Source organism: Nonomuraea sp. NPDC050786 (assembly GCF_040654115.1).
Taxonomy (GTDB): Bacteria; Actinomycetota; Actinomycetes; order Streptosporangiales; family Streptosporangiaceae; genus Nonomuraea.
In genome coordinates, this window is record NZ_JBFAHJ010000005.1 from 324,941 (window position 1) to 349,368 (window position 24,428).

The window sequence follows — 24,428 nt, forward strand, 5'->3', positions numbered from 1 at the left end:
GCGCCGGGTCGGCGGGGCGTGATTGCGGTGGTGTCCGGCGCAATGCGGTCGGTGGCCGGCCGGTGGGCGGGCACACCAGGCGTCACCGAGGGGCGGTGGTGGTGACCTGGTCGCCCTTGAGGATGCGGTCCACGGTCTGCCCGGCCACCGAGGTCGCCGCCGTCGTGCCCGCCGCCAGGACGATGGCCAGCGTGGGCGCCGCCAGGCTGCGGATGCTGCGCAGATTGCGGACCCGGGCCCAAGGCTCGCCGGCCAGGTGCATGATGCGCCACTCCCAGAACAGCCCCAGCCCGATGCAGACCACCGTCACCTGCCCCACCACGATCCCCACGACCTGCACCTTGTCGAAGACCCCGATGTCCGGCTCCACCAGCGTGGAGAGATAGCCCGACAGCTCGGTCAGCAGCGCCGCCGCCGTGAGGTGCAGGGCCTTGGTCATCGGCTGGGTGCCGCGGACGCGCGGGTAGAAGTAGCCGAACAGGAAGCCGAAGGCGGGCAGGGTGATCAGGTAGCGCCCGTCGAAGACGAAGCTGGTCAGGTCCGCGCCCTCCGGCCACCCGTACACGATCGCGAAGGGCAGGCTGAGCAGCAGGCTCACGGTGAAGGCGTGCACGCCGTTGGACCAGGGCGGGCATCCGGCGGCGGTGGCGAAGGCGGTCTCCGGGTGGCGGCCGTGCCGGCGCAGCGCCTCCTCCAGGGCCTCCCGCCGCTGGTCGAAGTCGGCCATCGACATCTCGCCCGAGCCGATCCTGCCCCGTCCGACGCGGTACAGCTCCTGCTCGGCGACGAGCAGCAGCCGCTTGTGCAGGGCCGTCCTGACGAGCTGCCGGTGCTCCTCGTGCGAGGAGGGCTCGGTGAGTGCCGGGCGCGGCCCCGCGAGCAGCCAGCGCGCGGTGGCCCAGGCCACGATCGAGGTGATCGCGAGCAGCGGCAGCGGCACGTCGATGTCGGCCAGCGTGGTGCTGCCGCCGGGCGTGATGTACAGCACCATCAGTACGGCGATCATGGTCGACTCGGCGACCGGGCTGTCGATCGCGGAGAGCCGCCCGCCGAGCCGCCAGAGCCGCAGCACCAGCATGAGGAACCCCAGCAGGAGCAGGCCCAGCACCCCGCGCACCAGAGGGGTGAGGGCGAGGCTGCCGATCATGGGCTCCGTCCGGGGCACCGCCAGGCTCCACGACCCGGAGTCCAGCCACTCGGTGGGCCAGCCCTGCACGAGCAGGCTCACGATCACGGCGCCGACCACCGCGCCGCGCGTCCACTGCCTGGTCGCCAGGGCGATGGCGGCGACCGGGATCATGGCCCAGCCCAGTGCCAGGACCAGCCGGACGCTGTCGGGCGGGTACACCCCGGACAGCAGCGCCCGCAGCCACAGCGCCAGCGCGAGGGCGCCGATCGCGGATTCGGCCGCCCACACGGCCAGGCGTACGATCACGGACCTGACCCCCAGGTCCACGCTGAACGCCACCGCGGACCCCGCCGCCGCCAGCGCCGCGACCGCCCCTCCGGCCAGCAGGACCTGAGCGGACAGCTGGCCGTGCAGCCACGACCAGATCAGCATGCCGAGCCCGACCACCCCGCCCAGCCCGGTCGTGACCAGCAGGTCGCGCGTGTTCCACGGCGGGTTGGTGGGCAGCACCCGTCCCGCGTGCCGCAGCGCGAGCGCGGGCACCACGACGAAGAGCACCACGTACGTGACCGCCGACCAGTCCTCGGCGACCAGCGGGATCAGCAGCGTCGGGGCCGCCAGCGCGAGGCCGACGACCAGCTCCCTGTTGGGCGGGCGCTCCCACCACCCGCGCCCGAGCGAGCGCGCCAGGAAGACGACCAGCGCGAGCGCGGTGAGCACCCCGAGCGCGGTGGCCCACGAGAAGTCGTCCTCCAGGGCCACGTCGGCGAACCCTAACGAGTCCGGCGCCAGCGTCATGCTCACCGGGTACGCCCCGACGCCGAACTCCAGCCGCTCCTCGTGCTCACGGTCCGGGTTGATCCCCGCCATCCGCAGCACCGTCCACTCCCCGGGCAGCACCGCGATCGAGCGCGAGGTGACGATCAGGGGAGTCGCGGTGGGGGCGGTGAAGTCCAGCGTCAGCAGCTCGCTCCGCTTGACCTGCCGCAGCAGCGTCACCGTGAACCTGGCCGTGGTGCCCGAGGAGTCCGTGTCGAGGATCGGCGCCAGGCGCGTCGTGGGCGCCAGCCCCGGTCCGTCCACCTTGATCGCGCCGAACGCGGCGTCGGTGACCTGCTGGAGCGTGCCGGGGAACCCCGCGCCCTGCCGGAGCGCGCCGATGAGCGGATCCTTGGGCGCCATCGTGAGCCGGTGCACGACGGTCACCTTGACCTGCCGCTGGCGGGGGTCGATGCGCCCATCGGGCACCGGGTCCAGGTCGGCCGCGGTCGCCCGGGTCACCGTCACCTCGGTGGCGGCCTTACGCGCCCAGCCCACCAAGGGGTCGGCGCGGGCGGCGGCCGCCACCCACGGGTTGGGCGCCGCGGTGCTCTTGGGCACCTCGGGCCCCGCCACCGGCCTGGCTGCGACGGTGCACCAAACGATCGCCCCCAACGACACCAGAGCCAGCCCGAACGCCATCGCCATCCGGAGCCTTCCCACAATTTGGATGATTCTCCGGAATACGAGAATGTTCTATGTTGTGGGGTCACGGTGTTATTACATCTGCTTCCCCGGGCCTTTTTCCTTTACCCGGGGGCAGTTGCATCGTCCGTGGCGAAGCCGGATGCTGACCGACTTTACTGACCGCCGAATGAACGGCCGGAAAAGTTCAGGCGCGCTTGGCGCGGGCCGCGGCGCGACCGCGCGTGGCGGCGTCGAGCACGACCTTGCGGATGCGTACGTGCTCCGGAGTGATCTCCACGCATTCGTCCTCGCGGATGAACTCCAGCGCCTGCTCCAGCGAGAGGACGCGCGGCGGGATCACCTTCTCGGTCTCCTCGCTGGTGGAGGAGCGCATGTTGGTGAGCTTCTTCTCCTTGGTGATGTTCACGTCCATGTCGTCGGACCGGGAGTTCTCGCCGACGATCATGCCTTCGTAGACCTCGGTGCCGGGCGAGACGAACAGGGTGCCGCGCTCCTGCAGGTTGAGCATCGCGAACGCGGTCACCGGGCCGGACCTGTCGGCCACCAGGGAGCCGTTGTTGCGGGTGCGCAGCTCGCCGAACCACGGCTCGTAGGAGTCGAACACGTGGTGCACCAGGCCGGTGCCGCGGGTCTCGGTGAGGAACTCCGTGCGGAAGCCGATCAGGCCGCGCGCCGGCACCACGAACTCCATCCGGATCCAGCCGGTGCCGTGGTTGGTCATGTGCTCCATCCGGCCCTTGCGCACGGCCAGGAGCTGGGTGACCGCGCCGAGGTATTCCTCCGGGCAGTCGACCGTGAGGCGCTCGACCGGCTCGTGCACCTTGCCGTCGACGGTCTTGGTGACGACCTGCGGCTTGCCGACGGTCAGCTCGTAGCCCTCGCGGCGCATCTGCTCGACCAGGATGGCCAGCGCCAGCTCGCCGCGGCCCTGCACCTCCCAGGCGTCGGGCCGGTCGGTGGGCAGCACGCGCAGCGACACGTTGCCGACCAGCTCCTTCTCGAGGCGGTCCTTCACCATGCGGGCGGTGACCTTCGAGCCCTTGACCTTGCCGACCAGGGGCGAGGTGTTGGTGCCGATGGTCATCGAGATGGCCGGCTCGTCCACCGTGATCAGCGGCAGCGGGCGCGGGTCTTCAGGGTCGGCGAGCGTCTCGCCGATCATGATGTCGGGGATGCCGGCGATGGCGATGATGTCGCCGGGGCCCGCCTCCTCGGCCGGCTTGCGTTCCAGGGCCTCGGTCATGAGCAGCTCGGTCACCTTGACGCGCTGGATCGTGCCGTCGGTGCGGCACCAGGCCACCTGCTGGCCCTTGCGCATCACGCCCTGGTGGATCCGGCACAGTGCGATGCGGCCCAGGTAGGAGGAGGCGTCGAGGTTGGTGACGTGGGCCTGGAGCGGGGCGCTCGGGTCGTACGTCGGCGCCGGGATGGTCGACTTGATGATGTCGAACAGGGGCTCGAGGTCCGGCGAGTCGGGCATGCCGCCGTCTTCGGGGCGCTCCATGGAGGCCCGGCCCGCCTTGGCGGAGGCGTAGACGATCGGGAAGTCGATCTGCTCCTCCGTGGCGTCGAGGTCCATGAACAGCTCGTAGACCTCGTCCACGACGTCCTTGATGCGGGCGTCGGGGCGGTCGACCTTGTTGATGCAGAGGATGACCGGCATCTTGGCGGCCAGGGCCTTGCGCAGCACGAAGCGGGTCTGCGGCAGCGGCCCCTCGGAGGCGTCGACCAGCAGCACGACGCCGTCGACCATCGACAGGCCGCGCTCGACCTCGCCGCCGAAGTCGGCGTGGCCGGGCGTGTCGATGATGTTGATGGTCATGCCGCCGTGCCTGACCGCGGTGTTCTTCGCGAGAATGGTGATGCCCTTCTCGCGCTCGAGGTCGTTTGAGTCCATGACGCGGTCGTCGACGTCCTGGTTCGCGCGGAAGGCCCCGGACTGCCAGAGCATGGCGTCGACCAGCGTGGTCTTACCATGGTCGACGTGCGCGATGATCGCGATGTTCCGCAGGTCGTCGCGGCTGTTCAAAGGCATGATGACGTCTCGCTCTATGTGAGGTGGGGTCGGCCGCGCGAAGTCGCGACCACATAAGTCTAGTTGATCCCCCAGATGCCAGCGCGACGCGGGGAACTCCAGCGGGGAACGTGAGGGGCGGGCCTACATACTCGGGATCGACCGTACGCGTGGCAAACCTCACGTACATAGCGGGTTGCACAATTGTGCGCATGGCAAGCGCCGCCCGCGTCCCTAGATTGACGGCATGACGTGGACAGAGCTGGTTATGGCCGCGGCGCCGACGCGGGGGGATCAGCCGGCGGTGAGCGATGTCAGGACCGGCGAGGTGCTGTCCTACTCCGCGTTCGTCAGACGCGTCACCCGCGCCGCGGCGGGCCTGAGCCGCCAGGGCCTGCAATTCGGCGACCACGTCCTCGTCAACGTCCCGCTCGGCACGACGCTGCCGGTCGCGGTCCACGCCGTGGCCTGGGCCGGCGGGGTCGCGGTGCTCGCGGCCTCGGGGGCGGCCCGCTTCATGATCACCCAGAGCCATTACGACCCCACCGTGGCCAAGGTCGAGCAGGTCTACTCGTTCCAGCCGGTGCCGGGGGCGAAGCCGTTCGGCAACTTGATCGGCGACCGGGCCCTCGAGTTCGGCCCGCTGGCGGGGCCCGCGATCATCGTCGACGGCGTGCGGACGTTCCGCCACGACACGCTGGCGAGCGACCTGCGCAAGCTCGCCTCCCGGCTGGTGATCGACAAGGACGACGTGGTGATCAGCGCGGTCAGCGAGCCGTTCAGGGGCCTCAGGCTGGTCGATCTGGCGATGACGGCGGGCGCCCACGTCATCGTCGCCCACGAGCCGAGCGTGATCGGCTGCCGCGTGCTGGCCGCGGAGCGCCGGGCCACCATGGTCGTCGCGCCGTACGACGTCGCCAAACGGCTGCTCGGTGACCCCATTCTGCGTGTCGTGGACGAAAGGGCGATCGTCAGCTCGCTCGGGCTGTGAGTCGTGCGACACTGTGGGAGAGTGTGATCCTTCCGCGACGCAGGGTGACCACATGCCAGAGCCCCCCAGGCACAACCTCCCCGCTGAGCCCAACCGGTTCGTGGGTCGCGAGCGTGACCTCGACGACCTGCGCGGGCTGTTCGGCGAGACCCGCGTGGTCACGCTGTGCGGCGTCGGAGGCATCGGCAAGACCCGGCTGGCGCTGCGCGTCGCCGCGGGGCTCGTGCCCGCCTACCCCGACGGCGTCTGGCTGGTCGAGCTGGCCAAGGTGCGCCGCCCGGAGCTGGTCGACCAGGAGGTCGGCCGCGTGCTCGGCGTCTGCGAGGAGGCGGGCCGCCCGGTCTTCGCCACCGTGACCGACCGGCTGCGCGACCTGCACTGCCTGCTGCTCCTCGACAACTGCGAGCACCTCATCGACCGGTGCGCCGAGGTGAGCGCGGGGCTGATCGCGGCCTGCCCGCGGCTGAGCATCCTGGCCACCAGCCGGGAGCCGCTGCGCATCGCCAGCGAGCTGATCTGGCGGGTGCCGCCGCTCGACCTGCCCGACAGGGGCGCTCCCGACGCCGAGTCCGTGCAGCTCTTCATGGACCGGGCCACGGCCGCCGGCACCAGGCTGGGTCCCGACAGCCTGGCCGACGTGGTCCGCCTGTGCCAGGCGCTCGACGGGCTTCCGCTCGCGCTGGAGCTGGCCGCGGCCCGGACGAGCCTGCTCAGCCCCGGGCAGATCGCCGACCGCATCGACGACCGGTTCTCGCTGCTCACCACCGGCGGCCGCACCGCTCCCGCCCGGCAGCGCACGCTGCTGGCCGCCGTCGAGTGGAGCTACGACCTGCTGTCCGAGAAGGAGCAGGTGCTGCTGCGCAGGCTGTCGGTGTTCCCCCGCGACTTCGACCTCGACCTCGCCGAGCAGATCTGCGCGGCGCAGCCGATCTCCGAGGGGGAGATCGTCGATCTGCTCGGCGGGCTGGTCGACAAGTCCCTGGTCCTCTGCGACGAGAGCCGCAGGCGCTACTGGCTCCTCGAGACCATCAAGCGGTACGCGGTCGAGCGCCTCCAGCGGGCCGGCGAGCGCGAGGCCCTGCGCGAACGCCACCTCCACGTGCTCTGTGAGCTGCAGGAGCGCCACTTCATGACAGAGATGGTCGAGCAGGGCGTGCCGTGGGCGCGCCGGCTCGAGGCGCTGACCATGAGCAAGAGCCTCGTCGACGACCAGCGGGTGGCGCTCGACTGGGCGGCCGAGTCCGGCGACGTGCAGTTCGGCCTGCGCGTGTGCGCCGCCAGCACGGGCCTGCTGCCCATCTGCGGCAACCTGACGGAGATCGTCACCTGGATCGAGCGGTTCCTCTCGCTCGACCTGACCGGCGTGCCGCCCGAGCAGATCGCGCAGGCCAAGGCGTACCTCGCCTATGGCCTGGAGGCCAGGGACGAGCTGAGCCGCGCCCTGGAGCTGGCCGAGGAGAGCCTGACCGGGCTCTCCTCGGCGAACGCCTACCCCCGCTCCGTCATGCACAGCCTCATCGTCGTCATCCTGCTGCGCATGGGCAGGCCCGAGGAGGCGGTGCGCCACGCCGAAGAGGGCCTGGCCCTGGCCACCCGCTCGAGCGACGCGTGGAACCAGGCGGCGGGGCTGGCCGGGCTGTCGGCGGTGGCCCTGACCCGCGGCCGGCTGCGCGAGGCGCAGCGGCTCGGCGAGGAGGCGCTCGCGCGGGCCCGCGAGCACGGCCATCGCTGGATCATGGCCAGGACCGCGACCCAGCTCGGCGCGGTGGCCGAGTTCCGCGGCGACCTGGTGACCGCCAAGGCCCAGTACGAGATGGCCGTCCCCTGGCTGCGCGAGCTGGGCAGCGACCTCGACCTGTCGCGCTGCCTGGCCAGGATGGGCAGGGTGGCGGCGCTGCTGCGCGAGTTCGGCACCGCGCGGGAGTGCCTGGGCGCCGGCCTCGCCCTGGGCCGGGAGACCGGGCAGCGGCAGAGCGTGGCCCGCAGCCTGGTGGCGCTGTCCGTGCTGGCGGAGTGCGAAGGCGATCTGGATGCCGCTGTGCTGGCCGCCGCGGCGGCGGCCACGCTCCGCGAGTCGATCGGGCAGCAGTCCTCCACGCTCAGGATCGAGGAGCTGCTCGGCCGGGCCCGCACCAAGCTGGGCGACGGGCGCACGGCCTCGCTGTGGTCGCGGGGACGGGCGATGAGCCCGGACGACGTCGCCCGGCGGGTGCTGGAGGGCGAGCGGGTCACGCAGAAGCTGCCCGTGGTGGCCGAGCCGGTCAAACACTCGCTGCTGACCGTCCGCGAGCAGGAGATCGCCAACCTGCTCACCCGTGGGCTCTCCAACCGGGCCATCGCGGCCGAGCTGGTGATCAGTCCCGCCACCGTCGCCCGCCACATCGCCAACATCATGGAGAAGCTCGGCTACACGTCGCGGGCGCAGATCGCGGTGTGGGCCGCCAAGCACCCTGCCACTCCCGCCTGAGCTCCGAGCCGGCAGGTGTGTAGGCGGCGTTCACGGAGGGTAGGTGAAGGGCCCCGCGGCGGTGACGGAGCTTCTGCATAAGGATCTGCATATTCCGCCCCATGTATGCACGAGACCCCCTCCCTACCGTGGGCCACATGGAGGAGCGGATCGTCATGGTGGACTCGGGCACGGGCCTGAAGCTCACCGAGGAGCAGCTGGACGAGAGGTCCGCCGTCGCGACCGTCCAGCTGCGGCGCAGAGGCGTGCGCGAGGGTGACACCGTGCTCATCTGCCTGCCCCTCGGGTGCGACCTGATGGTGGCGGCGGCCGCGGTGATCGCCGTGGGAGGCGTCGTCTGCCCACTGCCGGCAGAGCTGGACGCGGGCGCCCTCAGGCACCGCATGCGCGCGAGCGGCGCCCGGGTGATGATCTCCGACGTCCCGCAGGCGCTCGACGCGGCGGACGAATCACCCGTAAGGATCATCATGAGCGTCGCGGACCTGAGCGCCCTACACTCCTATCCAAACAGTCGCGAGCTCTGCACGGAAAGTGATCCCATCGGGCACTGAAGCGGTGGAGACTATGCACCGGATGTGATCCTCCCGCTACCGCTTGGGCACCCACATGACCGCGCAAGTCCTGCACAATCTGCCCGCCGAGCCCAACCGTTTCGTCGGGCGCGCCCGCGACCTGGCCGAGCTGGCGGCACTGGTCCACGAAGAACGCGTCGTCACGCTGAGTGGCGTCGGCGGCATCGGCAAGACCCGCCTGGCCCTGCGCGTGGCGGCGCAGGAGGCGCACCGCTTCGCCGACGGCGTGTGGCTGGTGGAGCTGGCCCGCATCGGCAACCCCGCGCTGCTCGTCAACGAGCTGGCCGAGGTGCTCGGCGTACGCGACGAGGTGCCCGGACGGCTGCTCGACGGCCTGCGCACGCGCCTGCGCGGCGCCGAGGCCCTGATCGTGCTGGACAACTGTGAGCACCTGGTCGACCGCTGCGCCGAGCTGGTCGCCGACCTGATCGCCGAGTGCCCGCGGCCGCGGTTCCTGCTCACCAGCCGCGAGCCGCTGCACATCCCCGGCGAGCTGATCTGGCGGGTGCCGCCGCTGGAGCTGCCGGACGAGCGGCATCCCGAGGCGGAATCGGTGCTGCTGTTCGTGGAGCGGGCGCACGCGGCCGGCGCGCGCGGGGTGACCGGCAGCATGCGCGACGTCGTACGCCTGTGCCACGCGCTCGACGGCCTGCCGCTCGCGCTGGAGCTGGCGGCGGCCCGCACCAGCCTGCTGGGCCCCGGCCGCATCGCCGACCGCATCGCCGACCGCAAGGGCGACCGCTTCAGCCTGCTCACCACCGGCGACCGCACGGCCCCCGCCAGGCAGCGCACGCTCCTGGCCACCGTCGACTGGAGCCACGAGCTGCTCCTGCCCAAGGAGCGCGTGCTGCTGCGCAGGCTGTCGGTCTTCGCCGGGCTGTTCGACCTCGGCCTGGCGGAGCAGGTGTGCGCCGACGGCGGCATCGTGCGCAGGGCTGACGTGCTCGACCTGCTCGGCGGCCTGGTCGACAAGTCGCTGGTGCTGCACCACGCCCCCGGCAGCTACCGCCTGCTGGAGACCATCAAGCAGTACGCCGCCGAGCGCCTGGACGAGGCCGGGGAGTGCGAGCGGCTGCGCGACAGGCACCTGAAGGTGATCTGCGAGGAGCTGGAGCGCGGCTACGCGGCGGGCTCGTACGACCGCAGGAAGCCGTGGCAGGAGCGCTTCGCGCACTTCACCAGGGGCCGCGCCCTCCTCGACGACGCCAGGAACGCGGTGGACTGGGCGGTGGAGAGCCGCGATGCGGTGCTCGGGCTCCGCCTCGCCCGCGTGTCGCTGGCGATGCTGATCGTCCGTGGCGATCTGGGCGAGAGCATCGCCTGGCACGAGCGGCTGCTCGCGCTCGACCTGTCCGGCGTGCCCGCCGACCTGATCGCGGTGGCCAAGGGCGCGCTGGCGTACGGGCTGGAGCTCGCCGACGAGCTCGCGGGGGCGGAGGAGCTCATCGTGCAGAGCGTCGAGGAGCAGAAGCGCCACCCGTACACGCACTGGCTGGGCATGGCGTACGGCGTGGCGCTGAGCGTGTTCTTCCGCACCGGGCAGAGCGAGAAGGCACGGGGTTACCTCGATGAGCTGGAGGCGGCGGCCACCGCCCACGACGACCTGTTCAACCTGAGCACGGCCAGGATCGCCCAGCTCAACCTGGCGCTCTTCCAAGGGCGGCTGCACCAGGCCCAGCGCCACGGCGAGGAGGCGCTCGCGCTGGCCACGGAGGCCGGGCACCACTGGACGGTGGCCAGGGCCCTGACCCATCTCGGCGCGGTCGCCGAGGCGGCGGGTGACCTGGAGACGGCCAGGTCGCGCCACGCCGCCGCGCTGCCGCTGATCGAGGAGATGGACAACCGCGTCGAGCTGGCCCGCTGCCATGCCCAGCTCGGCCGGGTGGCGGCCGGGCTGGGCGACTACGCCGCGGCCAGGAGGCACATCTCCGCCGGCCTGGACCTGAGCAGGAAGATGGGCCAGCGCAGGGGCGTCATGCGCGCGCTCGTGGCGCTGTCCGCCCTGGCGCGGGCCCAGGACGACCTGGAGGGCGCGGTGCTGGCCGGGTCGGCCGCCACCGCGCTGCGCGAGTCCATCGGGCAGTTCGGCACGCCAGGCCGCGTCCAGGAGCTGCTGGTGCTCGCCCGATCGAGGCTCGGGGCCGGGCGGGTGGCGCTGCTCTGGGCCAAGGGCGCGGAGCGGCCGCCCGAGGAGGTGGCCAGGTGGGTGCTCGAGGGCGAGGCCGGGCGCGCTCTCGCGCAGCCGGGCGCACCCGTTCAGGAGGCGGCCCAGGAGGCGGCGCCGTACGGCAGGCTGACCGCGCGGGAGCAGGAGATCGCCGTGCTGCTCGCCCGCGGCCTCAGCAACCGCGGCATCGCCCAGGAGCTGGTGATCAGCTCGGCCACCGTGGCCCGGCACATCGCCAACATCATGGAGAAACTGGACTTCGACTCGCGGGCGCAGATCGCGGTGTGGGCGGCCGAGCATGGGGCGGACGCGGGGCGAACATAAGCTCATATCCATGCACTTCGCGCCCAACTTCCCCGTCATGCTGCGCACCGCTGACGGGGTCCGCATCGACGCCGCGCACACGCCCTCAGCCCGTACGGACCTCGGTCTGGTCGTGGCGCATGGGTTCACCGGGTCGTGGCGGGAGCGGAGTGCGCGGCGCATCGTGCACGTGCTGAGTGAGTACGGCGGCGTGGTCGCCTTCGACTTCCGCGGCCACGGGCGCTCGGGCGGCGAGACCACGGTGGGCGACCTGGAGATCCTCGACGTGGAGGCCGCCGTCAGGCACGCCCGCGTGGTCGGCTACTCCAAGATCGCGGTGGTGGGCTTCTCCATGGGCGCGGCGGTGGCCGTACGGCACGCGGCGCTGCACGGGGGCGTGGACGCGGTGGTGGCGGTGAGCGGACCGGCCCGCTGGTACTACCGGGGGACCAAGCCGATGCGGCAGGTCCACTGGGCCATCGAGCGGCCGCTCGGCCGCTGGGCGGCCAGGATGGCCAAGCGCACGAGGATCGCCCGCGGCGAGTGGGACCCGATCCCGATGCCGCCGCACGAGGCCGCCGCGCTCATCTCGCCGGCGCCGCTGCTGATCGTGCACGGCGACGCCGACGCGTTCTTCCCGCTCGACCACCCACGCCAGCTCTACGCAGGCGCGCGCGAGCCGAAGGAGCTCTGGATCGAGCCCGGGTACGGGCACGCCGAGTCCGCCGCGACCCCCGACCTCATCCGCAGAATCGGCAAATGGATTGCCTCGAACCTTTCGTGAGTTAAACGCGTCTATCTAGGACGTACAGAAGGAAACCGCCGGGAGAAAGTCCCTGGGGAAGGAAACCGCCGTCGCGGTGGACGTGGGACATACTTCCGGTAGCGGGATCTGTACCTAGCGTTGCGGGGGCGCGCTGGGTGCACATTTCGCATCAGAAGGGCCTCGTGGCAGTGCCACGAGGCCCTTCGCATGTGTGCTCAGCCGAGCCGCGCGATCGTCTTGTACTCCAGGTAGCCGTTCAGGCCCTCGGGCCCGAGTTCGCGGCCGATGCCGCTGGCCTTGAAGCCGCCGAAGGGCGCGTTGGTCTCCAGCATGAAGCAGTTGACGCCGTACGTGCCGGCGCGGATCTGGCGGGCCACGTCCATGCCGTGCTCGGTGTCGCCCGTCCAGACCGTGCCGGCCAGGCCGTAGTCGCTGTCGTTGGCGATGCGTACGGCGTCCGCCTCGTCCTCGTAAGGGATCACGACCAGGACCGGGCCGAAGATCTCCTCGCGGGCGATGCGCATGTCGTTGCTGACGCCGGCGAAAACGGTGGGGGAGACGTACCAGCCGCGGTCGTAGGGCCGGTCGAGGCCGCCGACGACGACCTTGGCGCCCTCCTCCATGCCGATCCTGATGTACCCCTCCACCCGGTCCTGCTGGCGCTTGGCCACCAGCGGGCCGATGCCGGTCGCCGGGTCGGCGGGGTCGCCGACGGGCTGGGACGTGGTCATGCCGGCGATGGCCTCGACGACCTCGTCGTAGCGGTTGCGCGAGGCGAGGATACGGGTCTGGGCCACGCATGCCTGGCCGTTGTTCATGAGCGAGGCCAGCGAGAGGAAGCCCATGCTGGCGGCCAGGTCGGCGTCGTCCAGGATGATCGCGGCGGACTTGCCGCCCAGCTCCAGGCTGACCCGCTTGAGCTGCTCGCCGCAGATGGCGGCGATGCGCCGGCCGGCCGCCGTCGAGCCGGTGAAGGCCACCTTGTCCACGCCGGGGTGGGAGATCAGGTGCTCGCCGACCTCGCGGCCCGCGGGCACGATGTTGAGCACGCCCGCCGGGATGCCCGCCTCGAGCGCCCACTCGGCCAGCAGGTACGCGTCCAGCGGTGTCTCCGGCGCCGGCTTGAGCACGATGGTGCAGCCGGCCAGCAGCGCGGGCGCGACCTTGGTCATCGTGACGAACTGGGGCACGTTCCACGGGACCACGGCCGCCACGACGCCCACGGGCTCCCTGCGCACGGTGGTCGGGCCGAACAGCCCCGGCCGCTGCTCCTCCTGCTCGAACGTCCTGCCCAGCTCGGCGTAGTACTGCAGCATGCCCAGCGGCTGGGGCGCCTGGGCCAGGTTCGAGAACGTGATGGGCGAGCCCATCTCCTCGGTGATGAGCGCGGCCATCTCGCCCTGCCGCTCGTCGTAGATCGCGGCCAGCCGGCCGATCGCCTCGGCCCGCTCGGCGAACGTCATCCGCGGCCACGGCCCGTGGTCGAACGCCTCCCTGGCGGCCGCGACCGCCCGCTCCATGTCCTCGGCGGTGCCGTCGGGCGCCCGGCCGACGACCTCCTCCGTGTGCGGGGAGACCACCTCGATCGTTCCGGTGCCCGCTGGGGCCACCCATTCGCCCCCGATGAACAGCGTGTCGTGCTGGCGCATGTCGTGAGCCTCCTGCTTGACCGAATGCTTGCTTGCTTTCGGGATGCCTCAAGGCGACCGAACCATGTTCTGTGCGGACACGCAAGAGGGGTGCGGCCTGGCGTGCCGCACCCCTCCCGGGCCCTAGCCGAGCAGATGCTTGAGCGACCGCTTCACCAGGTCGGTCCGCGTGGCCTGGTCGGTCACGCTTTCAGCGCCGAATCCCAGGTAGACGGTGTCCTTGGTGACGATGCCGCCACCTTCCTCGAAGACCTGGTCGGTGCGGAACCAGTTGTTGATCGACGGTGAGGTGCCCTCGGGAGGCGCCCCGACCGCCCAGCCACCCAGGTCCGACTCGAACGAGGTCTGCTCCGCCGTCGCGCCGTCCAGGGTGAGCGCGAAGTCGTCCAGGAAGACGCCCGCGCCCTGGGTGCTCCAGTCGCTGATGTAGGAGATGGAGAGCTCGACCTTCTTGCCCGCGTACGGGGTCAGGTCGATCTTCCACTGCTGCCAGCCGCCCGAGTTGCCGGTGGCCGCGTTCCACGAGCCGGAGGTGCCGGTCGGCTCGCAGTTCGGGCCCTGGTAGCGCTGGGTGAACGGGTGGATCGCCCGCCAGCCCTCGCCGCCGCTGGGCGGATCGCAGCTGCTGCCGGCGTCCTGGGCGGTGTGCCCGTTGGCGTCCGGCAGCGTGGTCCAGTCGTCGCCGCCCGCCGTGTGCGCCTCGACCGTCAGGAAGTCCCAGCCGTTCTCGGTGTCGTACGAGGTCCAGAACGACAGCTCGCCCGCGCTCTTCCCGGTCAGGTCGATCGTCTTGGTCAGCCGCTTCCAGGAGACGTCGGCGATGCCGCTGTAGACGTCCCAGGAGCCGGTGTGCGGGTCGAACGGGCCGCCCGGGCGTACCCACTTGATCTGGGCCGAGCTCGCGAACAGCGGGAACTGCTTGGCGGGCAGGATCGCCGAGGTGGCCACGAACGAGTTGGTGTGGCTCGGCTCGATCGTGGCGTCGAAGCCCTCGAACGCGCCTCCCTGGCCCCGCAGCGCGTACGGCTGACCAGTGTTCTGGTCGGTGCCCGCGTCGTCGAAGAAGACGTACGCGCCGAGCCAGTACTGCTGGAAGTCGTTGAACACCGGGATGCACGGCGGGTCGTTCGGGACCGTGCACTCGGGCTGCGCCGGCTGGTCGGGCTGGTAGTAGTAACTGCCGTTGGCGTTGGCCGCGTACGACGGGTACTTGCCGGCGTGCAGCAGCTTGCCGCCCTCGTTCAGGTAGTCGCGGACCGCCAGCTCGGTGTCCACGCCGCCCTTGGAGGTCGTGCCCGCCACCTGGCCGGGCGATCTCGGGATGATGTCGTCGCCGGTCTCCCACACCACGGCCTGGTAGTGGCTGAGCACGCCGAGCGGGTGCGGGGCCTTGCGGCCCATCTTGTCCATGTCGTACACGTCCGAGGTGTAGCCGGCCGCCTGGAGCGCGGCGGCGTACTCGTCGGCGTACTTGGCCTCGGTCGCGCCCTGCGCGGGGCTGAGGCCGGTGACGTCCTCGGTGGCCAGGATCAGCACCTTGCCGCCGATGTCGGACGCCACGGTGTAGGTGAAGTCGGCGCTCTTCCTGCCGATCGAGCTGAACCAGACCTTCACCTTGTCACCGGGTTTCGTGCCGGTGATCCTGCCGCGCAGCCGGTGGTAGTAGCGGTCGTAGCCCTTGCCGTAGCGCTCGCCGCCCTTCCACTCGGAGGTCAGGGCCGTCCTGGTGCGGCCGCCGTTGACCTGGTAGTTCAGGAGCACCGGGCCGAGCTTGCGCTTGGCGTCGACCTGGACGACCTGGTCCCTGCCGTAGCTGACCTCGAACGGGTCGAGCTCGAAGTCGGGGGTCGTGTTGCCCAGGTGGTTCACCGGCTCGACGGGGTTGACCGCGGACTTGGCCACGTCCAGCGCGAACGGCAGGCCCTTCTCGAACTCGCCCTGCACCAGCGCCTCGTCGTCGGGGAAGACGAAGCCGCAGCCGTCACAGCCCTCGTCCAGCTCGGGCGTCCACGACAGCGTGCCGTACTGGCGGTGGGCGTGGTCGTTGGTGTCGCCGTTGGTGGTGTACAGCTCGGCGCCGAGGTCGGGGTCGAACCCCGGGACCGCGGGCTTGGCGTCGTTGCCGGTGATGGCCTCGTAGATCGGGTTGTCGGCGGTCTCCGTGGCGATCTGGAAGCCGCTCGGGTAGAGCAGCAGCGGGCCGTAGGAGTGGTAGTTCAGCTGCATCTCGAACCCGACGCGCCTGAGCAGGCCGTCCATGGCCTTGGTCTCGGGCTCGCTGGCGGGCCCTGTGCCGCGGTAGGTCTCGCTGCTCGGGATGCTCGACGAGCCTTCCTCGTCGTAGTGGAAGTTCGTGGGGAAGTTCCGGTTCGGGTCGACGCCGTCGCCGATCGCGATCTTGCCGTCCCCGTCGTTGTCGCGCAGGTTCTTGCGCCACAGGCGGTTGCCCTCGGTGAACGTGAAGTCGTACCCGTCGGGGTTGGCCACCGGGACGAACCAGAGCTCGGTTCTGTTGAGCAGGTCCTTGAGCGTGGCCTTGTTCGCGAGCACGTACTTGAGCAGCCGCATGTCCACCTCAGTGGCGATCCACTCGCGGGCGTGCTGCGTGGCGGAGTAGAGCGTCGAGGGCTTGAGGCCGTCGGGCAGCAGCCGGGCGCCCGTGGTGACCTTGACGGCCAGGATGTCCTGCCCCTTCAGCGACTTGCCGATCGACTGGAGCTTGACGAGGTCCTTGTTGGCGTTCGCGATGGCCTTGAGCTGGTCGGCGATGCCGCCCGGCTCTGAGTAGGACTTCCAGACGGTGTAGCCGCCCGCCGCCTGCGCCTTGGCGGCCTCCAGCTGGGTCTGGCCCTGCGGGTTGCGTACGGGTTCGGGCTTGTGGCCGAGCTTGCGCAGCGCGGCCAGGTCCGTCTGGGCCGCGGTCAGCTCGATGTGCTCCTTGCCGCCCTTGATCTCCTGCTGGACGACGTCGAAGCCTTTCTCCCTGAGTGCCTGGGCGGTGCCCGGCGGGCTGTCGAGCTGGTAGAGCTCGATGCGGTCGCGGGCCGGTAGGGGGTCCACGGACGCTTCCGCGGTCGTGGCCACGATGGACGTGCCTAAGCCGAGGATGACGGCGGTGGCGAGGGTCAATGATCGAGACACGGTCTGCCCCTTCGCAGAGACGAGTTCGATCGCCATCTCAGACCGTTGGAGCGGTCTATACAAGGCCCAATCTTTAGCTTCTCCTTAAATCCGACAAATCGCCTTAAATCGCCATAAATTTCGCCAAAGGTGCGGGAGTTCGGTCGTTCGGGTGACAGGCATCAAGATCATCTTCTATAGTTTCGGTCCGTCTATGAGGGAGGGGACGGGTGTGAGAATCTGGCGGGTCGCCGGTCTTGTCGCCGTCCTCGCCGGGCTGCTCGGGCTCCCCGCGCCGTCGCCCGCCGTGGCCGATCCCAGCCCTGCTGACCTGAGGAAACTCACCAAACAGGCCGCGCAGCTGGAGAAGCGCTACCGCGGCCAGATCCAGAGCCTGGAGGAGATCAAGCTCCAGGTGAAGAAGGCCACCACCACCTCCGGCTCCCTGCAGGCCCAGCTCAAGGCGGCCCAGGCGGACGTCACGCGCATCGCGCAGAGCGCGTACATGGTGGGCCCGATCGACACCTTCCAGCTCCTCGCTCCCAACGGCGACCCGTACGCGCTGCTGGGGCAGGCGGCCAACATGACGTACATGGCCGAAGAGCGCGTCAAGCGCATCGAGAACGTCCAGAAGCTGATCGACAAGTCCAAAGAGGCGAAGATCGCCGCCAACGACAAGATCGAGAAGCTCCGCAAAGAGATCAAGGACCTGCAGGACAAGCAGCGCGACGTGGAGAAGCTGCTCGCCAAGTTCGGCTTCCAGCAGCCGGGCGGCTCGGAGGGGCTGACCCAGCGCATGATCGCGGTGCGCGCCGACATCATGCAGAACTTCCCCATGAAGTACGGCGTCGGCTGCCTGCGCCCCGGCGACCCCGGCGAGCACGGGAAGGGCCGGGCCTGCGACTTCATGATGTCGACAGGCGGCACCAGGGCCACCGGGGCCGACGAGGCCCGCGGTGACGCCCTGGCGGATTACCTGATCAAGAACGGCGCCCGGATCGGCGTCATGTACATCATCTGGAAGCAGCGGTACTACGACATCCGGTCAGGGGGCGGCTGGGATCCGATGTCGGACCGGGGCGGGATCACGGCCAACCACTACGACCACGTTCACGTGTCGGTGTTCTGAGCCTTCAGGAAGTCGCGCAACCACCGGTAGGACGCCTTCGGGGTGCGGCGCTGGGTCTCGAAGTCCACGCGTACGAGGCCGAAGCGCTGGTGGTAGCCCTCGGCCCACTCGAAGTTGTCCAGCAGGGACCAGACGAAGTAGCCCCGCACGTCCACACCCTCGGCCATGGCCCGGCGCATCGCCGCGAGGTGGCCGTCCAGGAACTCGATGCGGGCGTCGTCCTCGAGCGTGTCCTCGGTGGAGCAGCCGTTCTCCGTGATGAGGACGGGCGGGAGCGCGGCGCCGTACCTCTTCTTGAGGCCGGTCAGGAGCTCGCGCAGGCCGTCGGGGACGACCGGCCAGCCGAACGCGGTGGTGGGGTGGCCGGTGATGCCCGCGTCCGAGAAGGGGAGTCCCTCGTCCGTGGGGGCGGCTATGCGGGTGGGGTTGTAGTAGTTGATGCCGAGGGCGTCCAGCGGGGTGGCGATGATGTCGAGGTCGCCGTCCTGGAGGAAGTCCAGGGTGGGGGTGTATGCCGACAAATCTGGATATTTGCCGAGAAGTACGGGGTCGTTGAACAGGCGGTTGTGGAGGATGTCGTACGCGTCCGCCGCCTTGAGGTCGGCCTCCTGCTGGGAGGCGGGCCAGACCGGGGTGCAGTTGTTGGTGATGGCGACCTGGCGGGCGCCTGCGGCCCGCAGCGCCCGCGTGGCCAGCCCATGGGCCAGGAGCTGGTGGTGGGCGGCCGGGAGCGCGTCCGTGAGGAGGGCCTGGCCGGGGGCGTGGATGCCCATGGCGTATCCGTAGGCCATGTGGACGAACGGCTCGTTCAGGGTGATCCAGAGAGGGATGCGGTCGGCCAGGCGGTCGGCGACCGCGGCGGCGTAGCAGGCAAACTTTTCCGGAATTTCCCGATTTAACCACCCGCCGCGGTCTTCCAGCGCCTGCGGCAGATCCCAATGGAACAGCGTCGGCACCGGCTGGATGCCGCGCTCGAGCAGCGCGTCCACCAGGCGCTCGTAGAAGTCGAGCCCCTTGGCGTTGACAGGTCCGTCTCCTTGGGGCTGGACGCGCGGCCAGGCGATCGAGAACCGGTAGGCGTTCACTCCCAGACCGGACATGAGCTCGACGTCCTCGGGCCACCGGTGGTAGTGGTCGCACGCCACGTCGCCGGTGTGCCCGTCCCTGGTGCGGCCCGGCTCATGGGCGAAGGTGTCCCAGATGGAGACGCCCCTGCCGTCCTCCTCGACGGCGCCCTCGATCTGGTACGCGGCCGTGGCCGTACCCCACAGGAACATCCCGGACTCCTCCCTGGCCTAGGCTTTCGTGGCGAACTTTACCCTTCGGCATAGGTCAGGATGGGGTCATGACGAGTACCTTGCGCCGCCGTCCCGCCCAGCGCCGGAGCGCGGAGCGGGTGGAGCGGATGCTCGACGAGTGCGCGCTGCTGCTCGACGAGGTCGGCTACGAGGCGCTGACCACGAAGGAGGTGGCGCGCCGGGCCGAGGTCCCGATCGGCACGTTCTACCAGTTCTTCCCCGACAAGCAGGGGCTGGTGCGGGCACTGGCGCGGCGCAACCTCGAGGCGTTTCTCGCCCGGATCACCGAACGCATCCCCCAGGCCGACCTCGGGCACTGGACGGACCTGGTGGACCTGGCCGTGGACGAGTTCGTCGACATGAAGCGCACCACGCCGGGGTTCGGGGTGATGGACTTCGGCGAGGTCTTCCTCGCGCCCGGCGGCCCCTCGGTGGAGGGGAGCCGGCGGACGCTGGACGGGACGCTGGACAACAACATGGTGGTGGCCGAACGGCTGCGCTCCCTCAGCCGGGAGCTCCTGGGCGCCCCGGCGGGGCCGGGGCTGGACCGCGCGCTGCTGGTGGCGGTGGAGGCCTCGGACGCGGTGCTCAAGCTGGCGTTCCGGGCGGATCCCCGGGGCGACGCGCTGCTGATCGCCGAGTGCAAGCAGCTCGTCCGCCGCTACCTGGCCGACCACCTCCCCTGACCCCACCGGCGGAACCGTGGGCCGGAGCATCGTGCCGCGCTCTATGTCAAGGCGTTGACCTGGAGTGCACTCCAGGTGGGATGCTAAGGGCCGTGAGTGTCTACACACCAGCGGAAGTGGTCGAGGAGACCGGCTTCAGCCTCGACACCCTGCGTTACTACGAGAAGATCGGCCTGCTGGAGCGTGTCGGCCGCAACGCGGCCGGGCAGCGCAGGTTCAGCCAGGAGGACATCGGCTGGCTCGGCACCCTCCGGTGCCTGCGTGACACGGGCATGCCCATCCGCCAGATGCAGCGCTTCGCCGAGCTCGTCCGCGCGGGGGACCACACGATCCCCGACCGGATCAAGCTCCTGGAGGAGCACGACCGGCAGGTCCGGGCGCAGATCGACAACCTCACCGAGCGGCAGCGCTACATCCACAACAAGATCTCCTACTACCGCAGCATCCTCTAGCTCCGCCTTTGCGTTCCGGCTGTTAAACCAAGATCCATGGCCGGATCGAGGGCGGAGCGGATCAACGAGCCGCTGCGCCGCGTCGCCAGGTGCTGCTCGGCAATGCTCTTCCTCGTGCTGGCGCACATAACGCTGGTCCAGGCGTTCGGCTCGCGCGTGCTCAACTCCGACCGCAGGAACGAGCGGCCGCTGATCGCCAGGTTCGACCATCCGCGCGGCGACATCCTCACCTATGAGGGCACGCCGATCGCCACGAGCCGCCCGACCGGCGCCGGCCCGTACCTCTACCGGAGGACCTACCGGGACGGAGAGCTGTACGCCGCGGTCACCGGGCACATGTCGCTCTACCGCTCCACCGGGATCGAGCAGGCGCGCGACGGCGTGCTGTCGGGGGACGACCCCCAGGTCAAGGTGCGGTCGCTGGTCAGGGACGGGGTCGTGGAGGGGGCGGACGTCCGGCTGACGATCAGGGAGCGGGTGCAGCGGGCCGCGTACGAGGGGCTCAAGGCGACGGGGCTGCCGGGGGCGGTGGTGGCCATCGACCCGGCGACCGGGGCGGTCCTGGCCCTGGCCAGCTATCCGACGTACGACCCGAACGCCCTCGCCACGTTGGACCCGGCGCGCCTGTCCGAGACCGCGCGCCGGCTCGTGGCGGATCCGTCGCACCCCCTGCTGAACCGGGCGCTGAACCGGCTCTATCCGCCCGGGTCCACGTTCAAGCTGGTCACGGCCGCGGCGGCGCTGGCCTCCGGCGAGTACACCCCGTACGCGCTGGTGGACGCCCCCGCCCGGCTGCGGCTCCCCGGCACCTCGACGTTCCTGGAGAACGCCGGTGGCGGCGGGTGCGGGGACGCCCGGCCGACGCTGACGTACGCGTTCCAGGTGTCCTGCAACACCGCGTTCGCCAACATCGGGCTCCAACTCGGGCAGGACCTGCTCAGGGACCAGGCCGAGGCGTTCGGGTTCAACGCGCCGGGCCTGAGCATCCCGCTGGCCGCGGACGCGAGCCGGTACCCGCTCGGCATGGACAGGTCCCAGACCGCCCTGTCGGCGATCGGGCACCACGACAGCCGGGTGACGCCGCTGATGGTCGCCATGCTCTCGGCGGCCGTCGCGAACGACGGGGTGCTGATGCGGCCGTACCTGGTGGAGGAGGTGCGGCTGCCGGACGGCTCGGTCGTCGACCGTGCCGGACCCGCGGTCTACCGGCGGGCCGTGTCGCCCGCGGTGGCGAAGAACCTGGTGGCCATGATGACGATGGCGCCCCGCGCCCGGGCTTCCAGGGGATCGGGAGTGGGAGCGCCAGGATTTTCCGCCTCGAAGGTCATCCCGGGGACGGACGACCACGCGGTCATCACCGCCTTCGCGCCCGCGAACGCGCCCGAGGTGGCGGTGGGGGTCGTGCTGGAGCATCCGGGGTCGCGGGCCGACGCGGTGACCACGATCGTCCAGGATGTCATCGAGGCCGCGATGGAGTGAATGTGCCCGCGGGCACTGACAGTTCTTCACGATTACGTCTGGGCGCATGGCGTAGTTGGTGACACACTCACAGTGATGCTGCGATCTGCTGACTTCAGCAACCTGCCGGCCGAGCCGAACGCGTTCGTGGGTCGTGAGTCCGACCTCGACGAGCTCGTCCATCTGATGCGCGTGTCGCGGGCCGTGACCCTGTGCGGCGCGGGAGGCATCGGGAAGACCCGGCTGGCCGTGCGGCTGGCCGACAGGATCGCCTCGGACCACCCGGGCGGCGTGTGGCTGATCGAGCTGGCCGACCTGGAGAAGGGCGAGCTGAGAGGCTACGTCGCCGCCGCGCTCGGCATCGTGGGCGACCTGGCCGAGACGATCGGCGGGCGGCGCGCGCTCCTGCTGCTCGACAACTGCGAGCCCGTGATCGGCGAGTGCGCGGAGCTCTGCCGTGACCTGCTCGGCGCCTGCCCCGGGCTCACCGTGCTGGCCACCAGCAGGGAGCCGCTGCGCGTGCCGGGCGAGACGGTGTGGCGGGTGCCGCCCCTGTCGGTGGAGCTGTCGGTGGACGGGGAGGAGAGCGAGGCCGTCCGGCTCTTCGTGGCCAGGGCCACCGCCGCCAGGCCCGACTTCACGCTGACCGACGAGAACCGGCCGCTGGTCGTGGAGCTGTGCCAGGCGCTCGACGGCCTGCCGCTGGCGATCGAGCTGGCCGCCGCCATGGTCAGGGTGGTGTCGGTCGGCCAGCTCGTCGAGCGGCTCGACGACCGGTTCAGGCTGCTGGCGGGCGGCGCGCGTACGGCTCCGGCCCGGCACCGCACGCTCAGGGCCGCCGTGGACTGGAGCTACCGGCTGCTCACCCCGCAGGAGCGGCTGCTGCTGCGCCGCACGGCCGCCTTCCGCTCCTCGTGGACGCTCGACCTGGCCGAAGCCGTCTGCTCGGGCCCGGGGCTGGCCGAGGAGGACGTCCTGCTCCGGCTCTGCGACCTGGTGGACAAGTCGCTGGTCGCCCTGGACGGGGAGATCGCCGGCCAGGCCCGTTACCGGCTGCTGGAGACCGTACGCGACTACGCGCTGGAGCAGCTCGCCGAGTCCGGCGAGGAGGCGGAGCTGCGGCAGAGGCACCTGACGGCGCTGGCCGCGATGGCGGCCCGGTTCAAGGAGGCGATCGCGCCGGGGGCGCGCACGTCGTGGCCGGTGATCGAGCGGTACGTGAATCTCTTCGACGCGCTCAAGGCCGAGCTCGGCTCGGCCTGCGACTGGTCGATCGCCAACGGGCAGCCGGAGACCGGGCTCGGCCTGCTGACCGACCTCCGCTACCTGCTGGTCGGCAGCGGCAGGAAGCTCGACGTGACAGAGCGGCTCGACCGCCTGCTGGCGCTCGGCGCCCCGCAGGTGCGGCGGGAGCTGCGCGGCCAGGCCACGATCCTGCGCGGCGAGCTGGCGCTGGCGGCGGGCGATCTGGAGCCGGCCACGCGGTGCACGCGTGCGGGCCTCGACCTGTGCAGATCGGTCAAGGACGGGTACGGCGAGGCCATCGGCCTGATCGTGCTGGCCCAGCTCACCGGCCAGCCCGACACCCTGTCCCGCGCGCTGGAGCACGCCGCGCAGTCAGGCGACCTGGTCCTGGAGTCGCTGGCGCAGGGCACCAAGGCACAGATCGGCCTGCACCACGGCCGCCTGCACGAGGCGCAGCGCGCGTTCGAGGAGGTCCTGGCGATCAGCGAGGACCTCGACAACCACGTCGGCCAGGCCTTCGCCCACATCGGGCTCGCCCAGGTGACCAGGCGCGCGGGCGACTCCGGGGCGGCCAAGCGGCACTACGAGTCGGGGCTGCGGCTGCTGCGGCACGTCGACGCCAGGCAGCAGATCGTGAGCTGCCTGGCCGGGCTCGGCAAGGTGGCGCTGGACGAGGGCGACCTGGTGGAGGCCAGGGCCAGGCTCACCGAGGCGCTGGTGCTCAGCCGCGACGCGGGGCTGCGTTCCGGCATCGCCAGGCGGCTGGAGGAATGGGCGGTCCTGGTCAGCGCCGAGGGCGACCCCCGGCGCGCCGTCCTGCTGGCCGCCGCCTCGGTGGCGCTGCGGGGCCGGCAGCCGGACGCGCGTACGGAGGACGTGCTGCGCCCCGCGCGGGCGGAGCTCGGCGAGGCCGTGGTCGGCATGCTGTGGGCCGAGGGCACGGGCATGACCGCCGAGCAGGCCGTGGCGTGCGCTCTCGACGGCGCGCTGCCCGAGCGGCCTCCCAAGCCCGTGATCTCGGTCCACCAGGACAGCAGGCTCACGGCAAGGGAGCGCGAGATCGCCGAGCTGATCGCCAGAGGGCTCAGTAATCGGGCCATAGCCGACGAACTCGTCATCAGCCCCGCGACAGCCGCCCGCCACGTGGCCAACATCCTGTCCAAGCTGGGCTTCTCCACACGTACACAGATCGCCGCATGGGTCATCGAGAGCCGCTGACCCGTGCACCTCTCTACACATCACGGTGCAGGACCGGTTACATCCTCTAATGGCGATGTCAGCGCATGTGCTGCCGCCGTCTGCACACCTAACGTTGCTAAGTGTGATCGGCCACTCCGGGAGTGGCCGATCGATCGCGGACGTCACGCGCCCGCACGGGGCTGGGCCTCCTCGGAGGGGTGGGGGCCCGGCTCCGGGCGTGTGACTGCGGGCTCGAGTCGCGCAGGGCTCGGGCCCGCCCCGCTGGAATGCACATCGGCCTACATACATCGGGGGATGCTGGTCTGGCCGCCCAGC

Annotated in this window: 15 protein-coding genes; 10 read left to right on the plus strand and 5 right to left on the minus strand. The window is 70.8% G+C overall.

Going from position 1 to position 24,428, the window contains the following annotated elements; genetic code table 11:
* Positions 1-82 precede the first annotated feature (82 nt).
* A complete protein-coding gene (locus AB0H84_RS13575) occupies positions 83-2,611 on the minus strand; it encodes a hypothetical protein (protein ID WP_357602854.1) in 2,529 nt (842 codons plus the stop codon).
* A gap of 169 nt (positions 2,612-2,780) precedes the next feature.
* The gene (gene typA / locus AB0H84_RS13580; RefSeq protein ID WP_357602856.1) at positions 2,781-4,631 is read right to left on the minus strand and encodes a translational GTPase TypA; all 1,851 of its coding nucleotides are present in this window, start codon (positions 4,629-4,631) and stop codon (positions 2,781-2,783) included.
* Positions 4,632-4,857: 226 nt separating this feature from the next.
* Here typA and AB0H84_RS13585 point away from each other — a divergent pair, with 226 nt between their 5' ends.
* From AB0H84_RS13585 to AB0H84_RS13605, 5 genes are all read left to right on the plus strand, one after another.
* Entirely contained in the window at positions 4,858-5,601 is a 744-nt protein-coding gene (locus tag AB0H84_RS13585; protein ID WP_357602858.1) for an AMP-binding protein, read from the plus strand.
* A 52-nt stretch (positions 5,602-5,653) separates the two neighbouring features.
* On the plus strand, positions 5,654-8,068 hold the full coding sequence (locus AB0H84_RS13590) for a LuxR C-terminal-related transcriptional regulator (protein ID WP_357602861.1): 2,415 nt from the start codon (positions 5,654-5,656) through the stop codon (positions 8,066-8,068).
* A gap of 137 nt (positions 8,069-8,205) precedes the next feature.
* Positions 8,206-8,619, plus strand: a complete 414-nt coding sequence (locus AB0H84_RS13595; protein ID WP_357602864.1) for an AMP-binding protein — start codon at positions 8,206-8,208, stop codon at positions 8,617-8,619.
* Positions 8,620-8,674: 55 nt separating this feature from the next.
* Complete coding sequence (locus AB0H84_RS13600) at positions 8,675-11,131, plus strand: LuxR C-terminal-related transcriptional regulator (RefSeq protein ID WP_357602867.1); 2,457 nt, start codon at positions 8,675-8,677, stop codon at positions 11,129-11,131.
* A gap of 10 nt (positions 11,132-11,141) precedes the next feature.
* The gene (locus AB0H84_RS13605; protein ID WP_357602870.1) at positions 11,142-11,894 is read left to right on the plus strand and encodes an alpha/beta fold hydrolase; all 753 of its coding nucleotides are present in this window, start codon (positions 11,142-11,144) and stop codon (positions 11,892-11,894) included.
* 197 nt (positions 11,895-12,091) lie between these two features.
* On the opposite strand, the gene AB0H84_RS13610 is transcribed toward AB0H84_RS13605, so the two are convergent.
* Both AB0H84_RS13610 and AB0H84_RS13615 read right to left on the minus strand, forming a co-directional pair.
* The gene (locus AB0H84_RS13610) at positions 12,092-13,525 is read right to left on the minus strand and encodes an aldehyde dehydrogenase (RefSeq protein WP_357602871.1); all 1,434 of its coding nucleotides are present in this window, start codon (positions 13,523-13,525) and stop codon (positions 12,092-12,094) included.
* 123 nt (positions 13,526-13,648) lie between these two features.
* Entirely contained in the window at positions 13,649-16,666 is a 3,018-nt protein-coding gene (locus tag AB0H84_RS13615; RefSeq protein WP_357602874.1) for a M14 family zinc carboxypeptidase, read from the minus strand.
* Positions 16,667-16,877: 211 nt separating this feature from the next.
* Between AB0H84_RS13615 and AB0H84_RS13620 the strand changes: the two genes are divergently transcribed.
* Positions 16,878-17,774: a hypothetical protein gene (locus tag AB0H84_RS13620; RefSeq protein WP_357602877.1), complete on the plus strand. Its 897-nt coding sequence runs from the start codon at positions 16,878-16,880 to the stop codon at positions 17,772-17,774.
* Here AB0H84_RS13620 and AB0H84_RS13625 read toward each other — a convergent pair.
* A complete protein-coding gene (locus AB0H84_RS13625; protein ID WP_357602879.1) occupies positions 17,756-19,051 on the minus strand; it encodes a GH1 family beta-glucosidase in 1,296 nt (431 codons plus the stop codon). The two genes, AB0H84_RS13620 and AB0H84_RS13625, sit on opposite strands and share 19 nt — an antisense overlap.
* A gap of 68 nt (positions 19,052-19,119) precedes the next feature.
* On the opposite strand from AB0H84_RS13625, the gene AB0H84_RS13630 reads away from it, so the two are divergent.
* From AB0H84_RS13630 to AB0H84_RS13645, 4 genes are all read left to right on the plus strand, one after another.
* Positions 19,120-19,758: a TetR/AcrR family transcriptional regulator gene (locus AB0H84_RS13630; RefSeq protein WP_357602882.1), complete on the plus strand. Its 639-nt coding sequence runs from the start codon at positions 19,120-19,122 to the stop codon at positions 19,756-19,758.
* 92 nt (positions 19,759-19,850) lie between these two features.
* Positions 19,851-20,210: a MerR family transcriptional regulator gene (locus tag AB0H84_RS13635; RefSeq protein ID WP_357602885.1), complete on the plus strand. Its 360-nt coding sequence runs from the start codon at positions 19,851-19,853 to the stop codon at positions 20,208-20,210.
* Positions 20,211-20,246: 36 nt separating this feature from the next.
* Complete coding sequence (locus AB0H84_RS13640; protein ID WP_357602888.1) at positions 20,247-21,689, plus strand: penicillin-binding transpeptidase domain-containing protein; 1,443 nt, start codon at positions 20,247-20,249, stop codon at positions 21,687-21,689.
* Between the two features lie 75 nt (positions 21,690-21,764).
* The gene (locus tag AB0H84_RS13645; protein ID WP_357602890.1) at positions 21,765-24,131 is read left to right on the plus strand and encodes a LuxR C-terminal-related transcriptional regulator; all 2,367 of its coding nucleotides are present in this window, start codon (positions 21,765-21,767) and stop codon (positions 24,129-24,131) included.
* Positions 24,132-24,428: the final 297 nt, after the last annotated feature.

Excerpts from the sequence above, each read along its gene's own strand:
- typA (WP_357602856.1), bottom strand. The coding sequence starts at position 4,631 with ATGCCTTTGAACAGCCGCGACGACCTGCGGAACATCGCGATCATCGCG.
- AB0H84_RS13585 (WP_357602858.1), top strand. The coding sequence starts at position 4,858 with ATGACGTGGACAGAGCTGGTTATGGCCGCGGCGCCGACGCGGGGGGAT.
- AB0H84_RS13590 (WP_357602861.1), top strand. The coding sequence starts at position 5,654 with ATGCCAGAGCCCCCCAGGCACAACCTCCCCGCTGAGCCCAACCGGTTC.
- AB0H84_RS13595 (WP_357602864.1), top strand. The coding sequence starts at position 8,206 with ATGGAGGAGCGGATCGTCATGGTGGACTCGGGCACGGGCCTGAAGCTC.
- AB0H84_RS13600 (WP_357602867.1), top strand. The coding sequence starts at position 8,675 with ATGACCGCGCAAGTCCTGCACAATCTGCCCGCCGAGCCCAACCGTTTC.
- AB0H84_RS13605 (WP_357602870.1), top strand. The coding sequence starts at position 11,142 with ATGCACTTCGCGCCCAACTTCCCCGTCATGCTGCGCACCGCTGACGGG.
- AB0H84_RS13610 (WP_357602871.1), bottom strand. The coding sequence starts at position 13,525 with ATGCGCCAGCACGACACGCTGTTCATCGGGGGCGAATGGGTGGCCCCA.
- AB0H84_RS13625 (WP_357602879.1), bottom strand. The coding sequence starts at position 19,051 with ATGTTCCTGTGGGGTACGGCCACGGCCGCGTACCAGATCGAGGGCGCC.
- AB0H84_RS13630 (WP_357602882.1), top strand. The coding sequence starts at position 19,120 with ATGACGAGTACCTTGCGCCGCCGTCCCGCCCAGCGCCGGAGCGCGGAG.
- AB0H84_RS13640 (WP_357602888.1), top strand. The coding sequence starts at position 20,247 with ATGGCCGGATCGAGGGCGGAGCGGATCAACGAGCCGCTGCGCCGCGTC.
- AB0H84_RS13645 (WP_357602890.1), top strand. The coding sequence starts at position 21,765 with ATGCTGCGATCTGCTGACTTCAGCAACCTGCCGGCCGAGCCGAACGCG.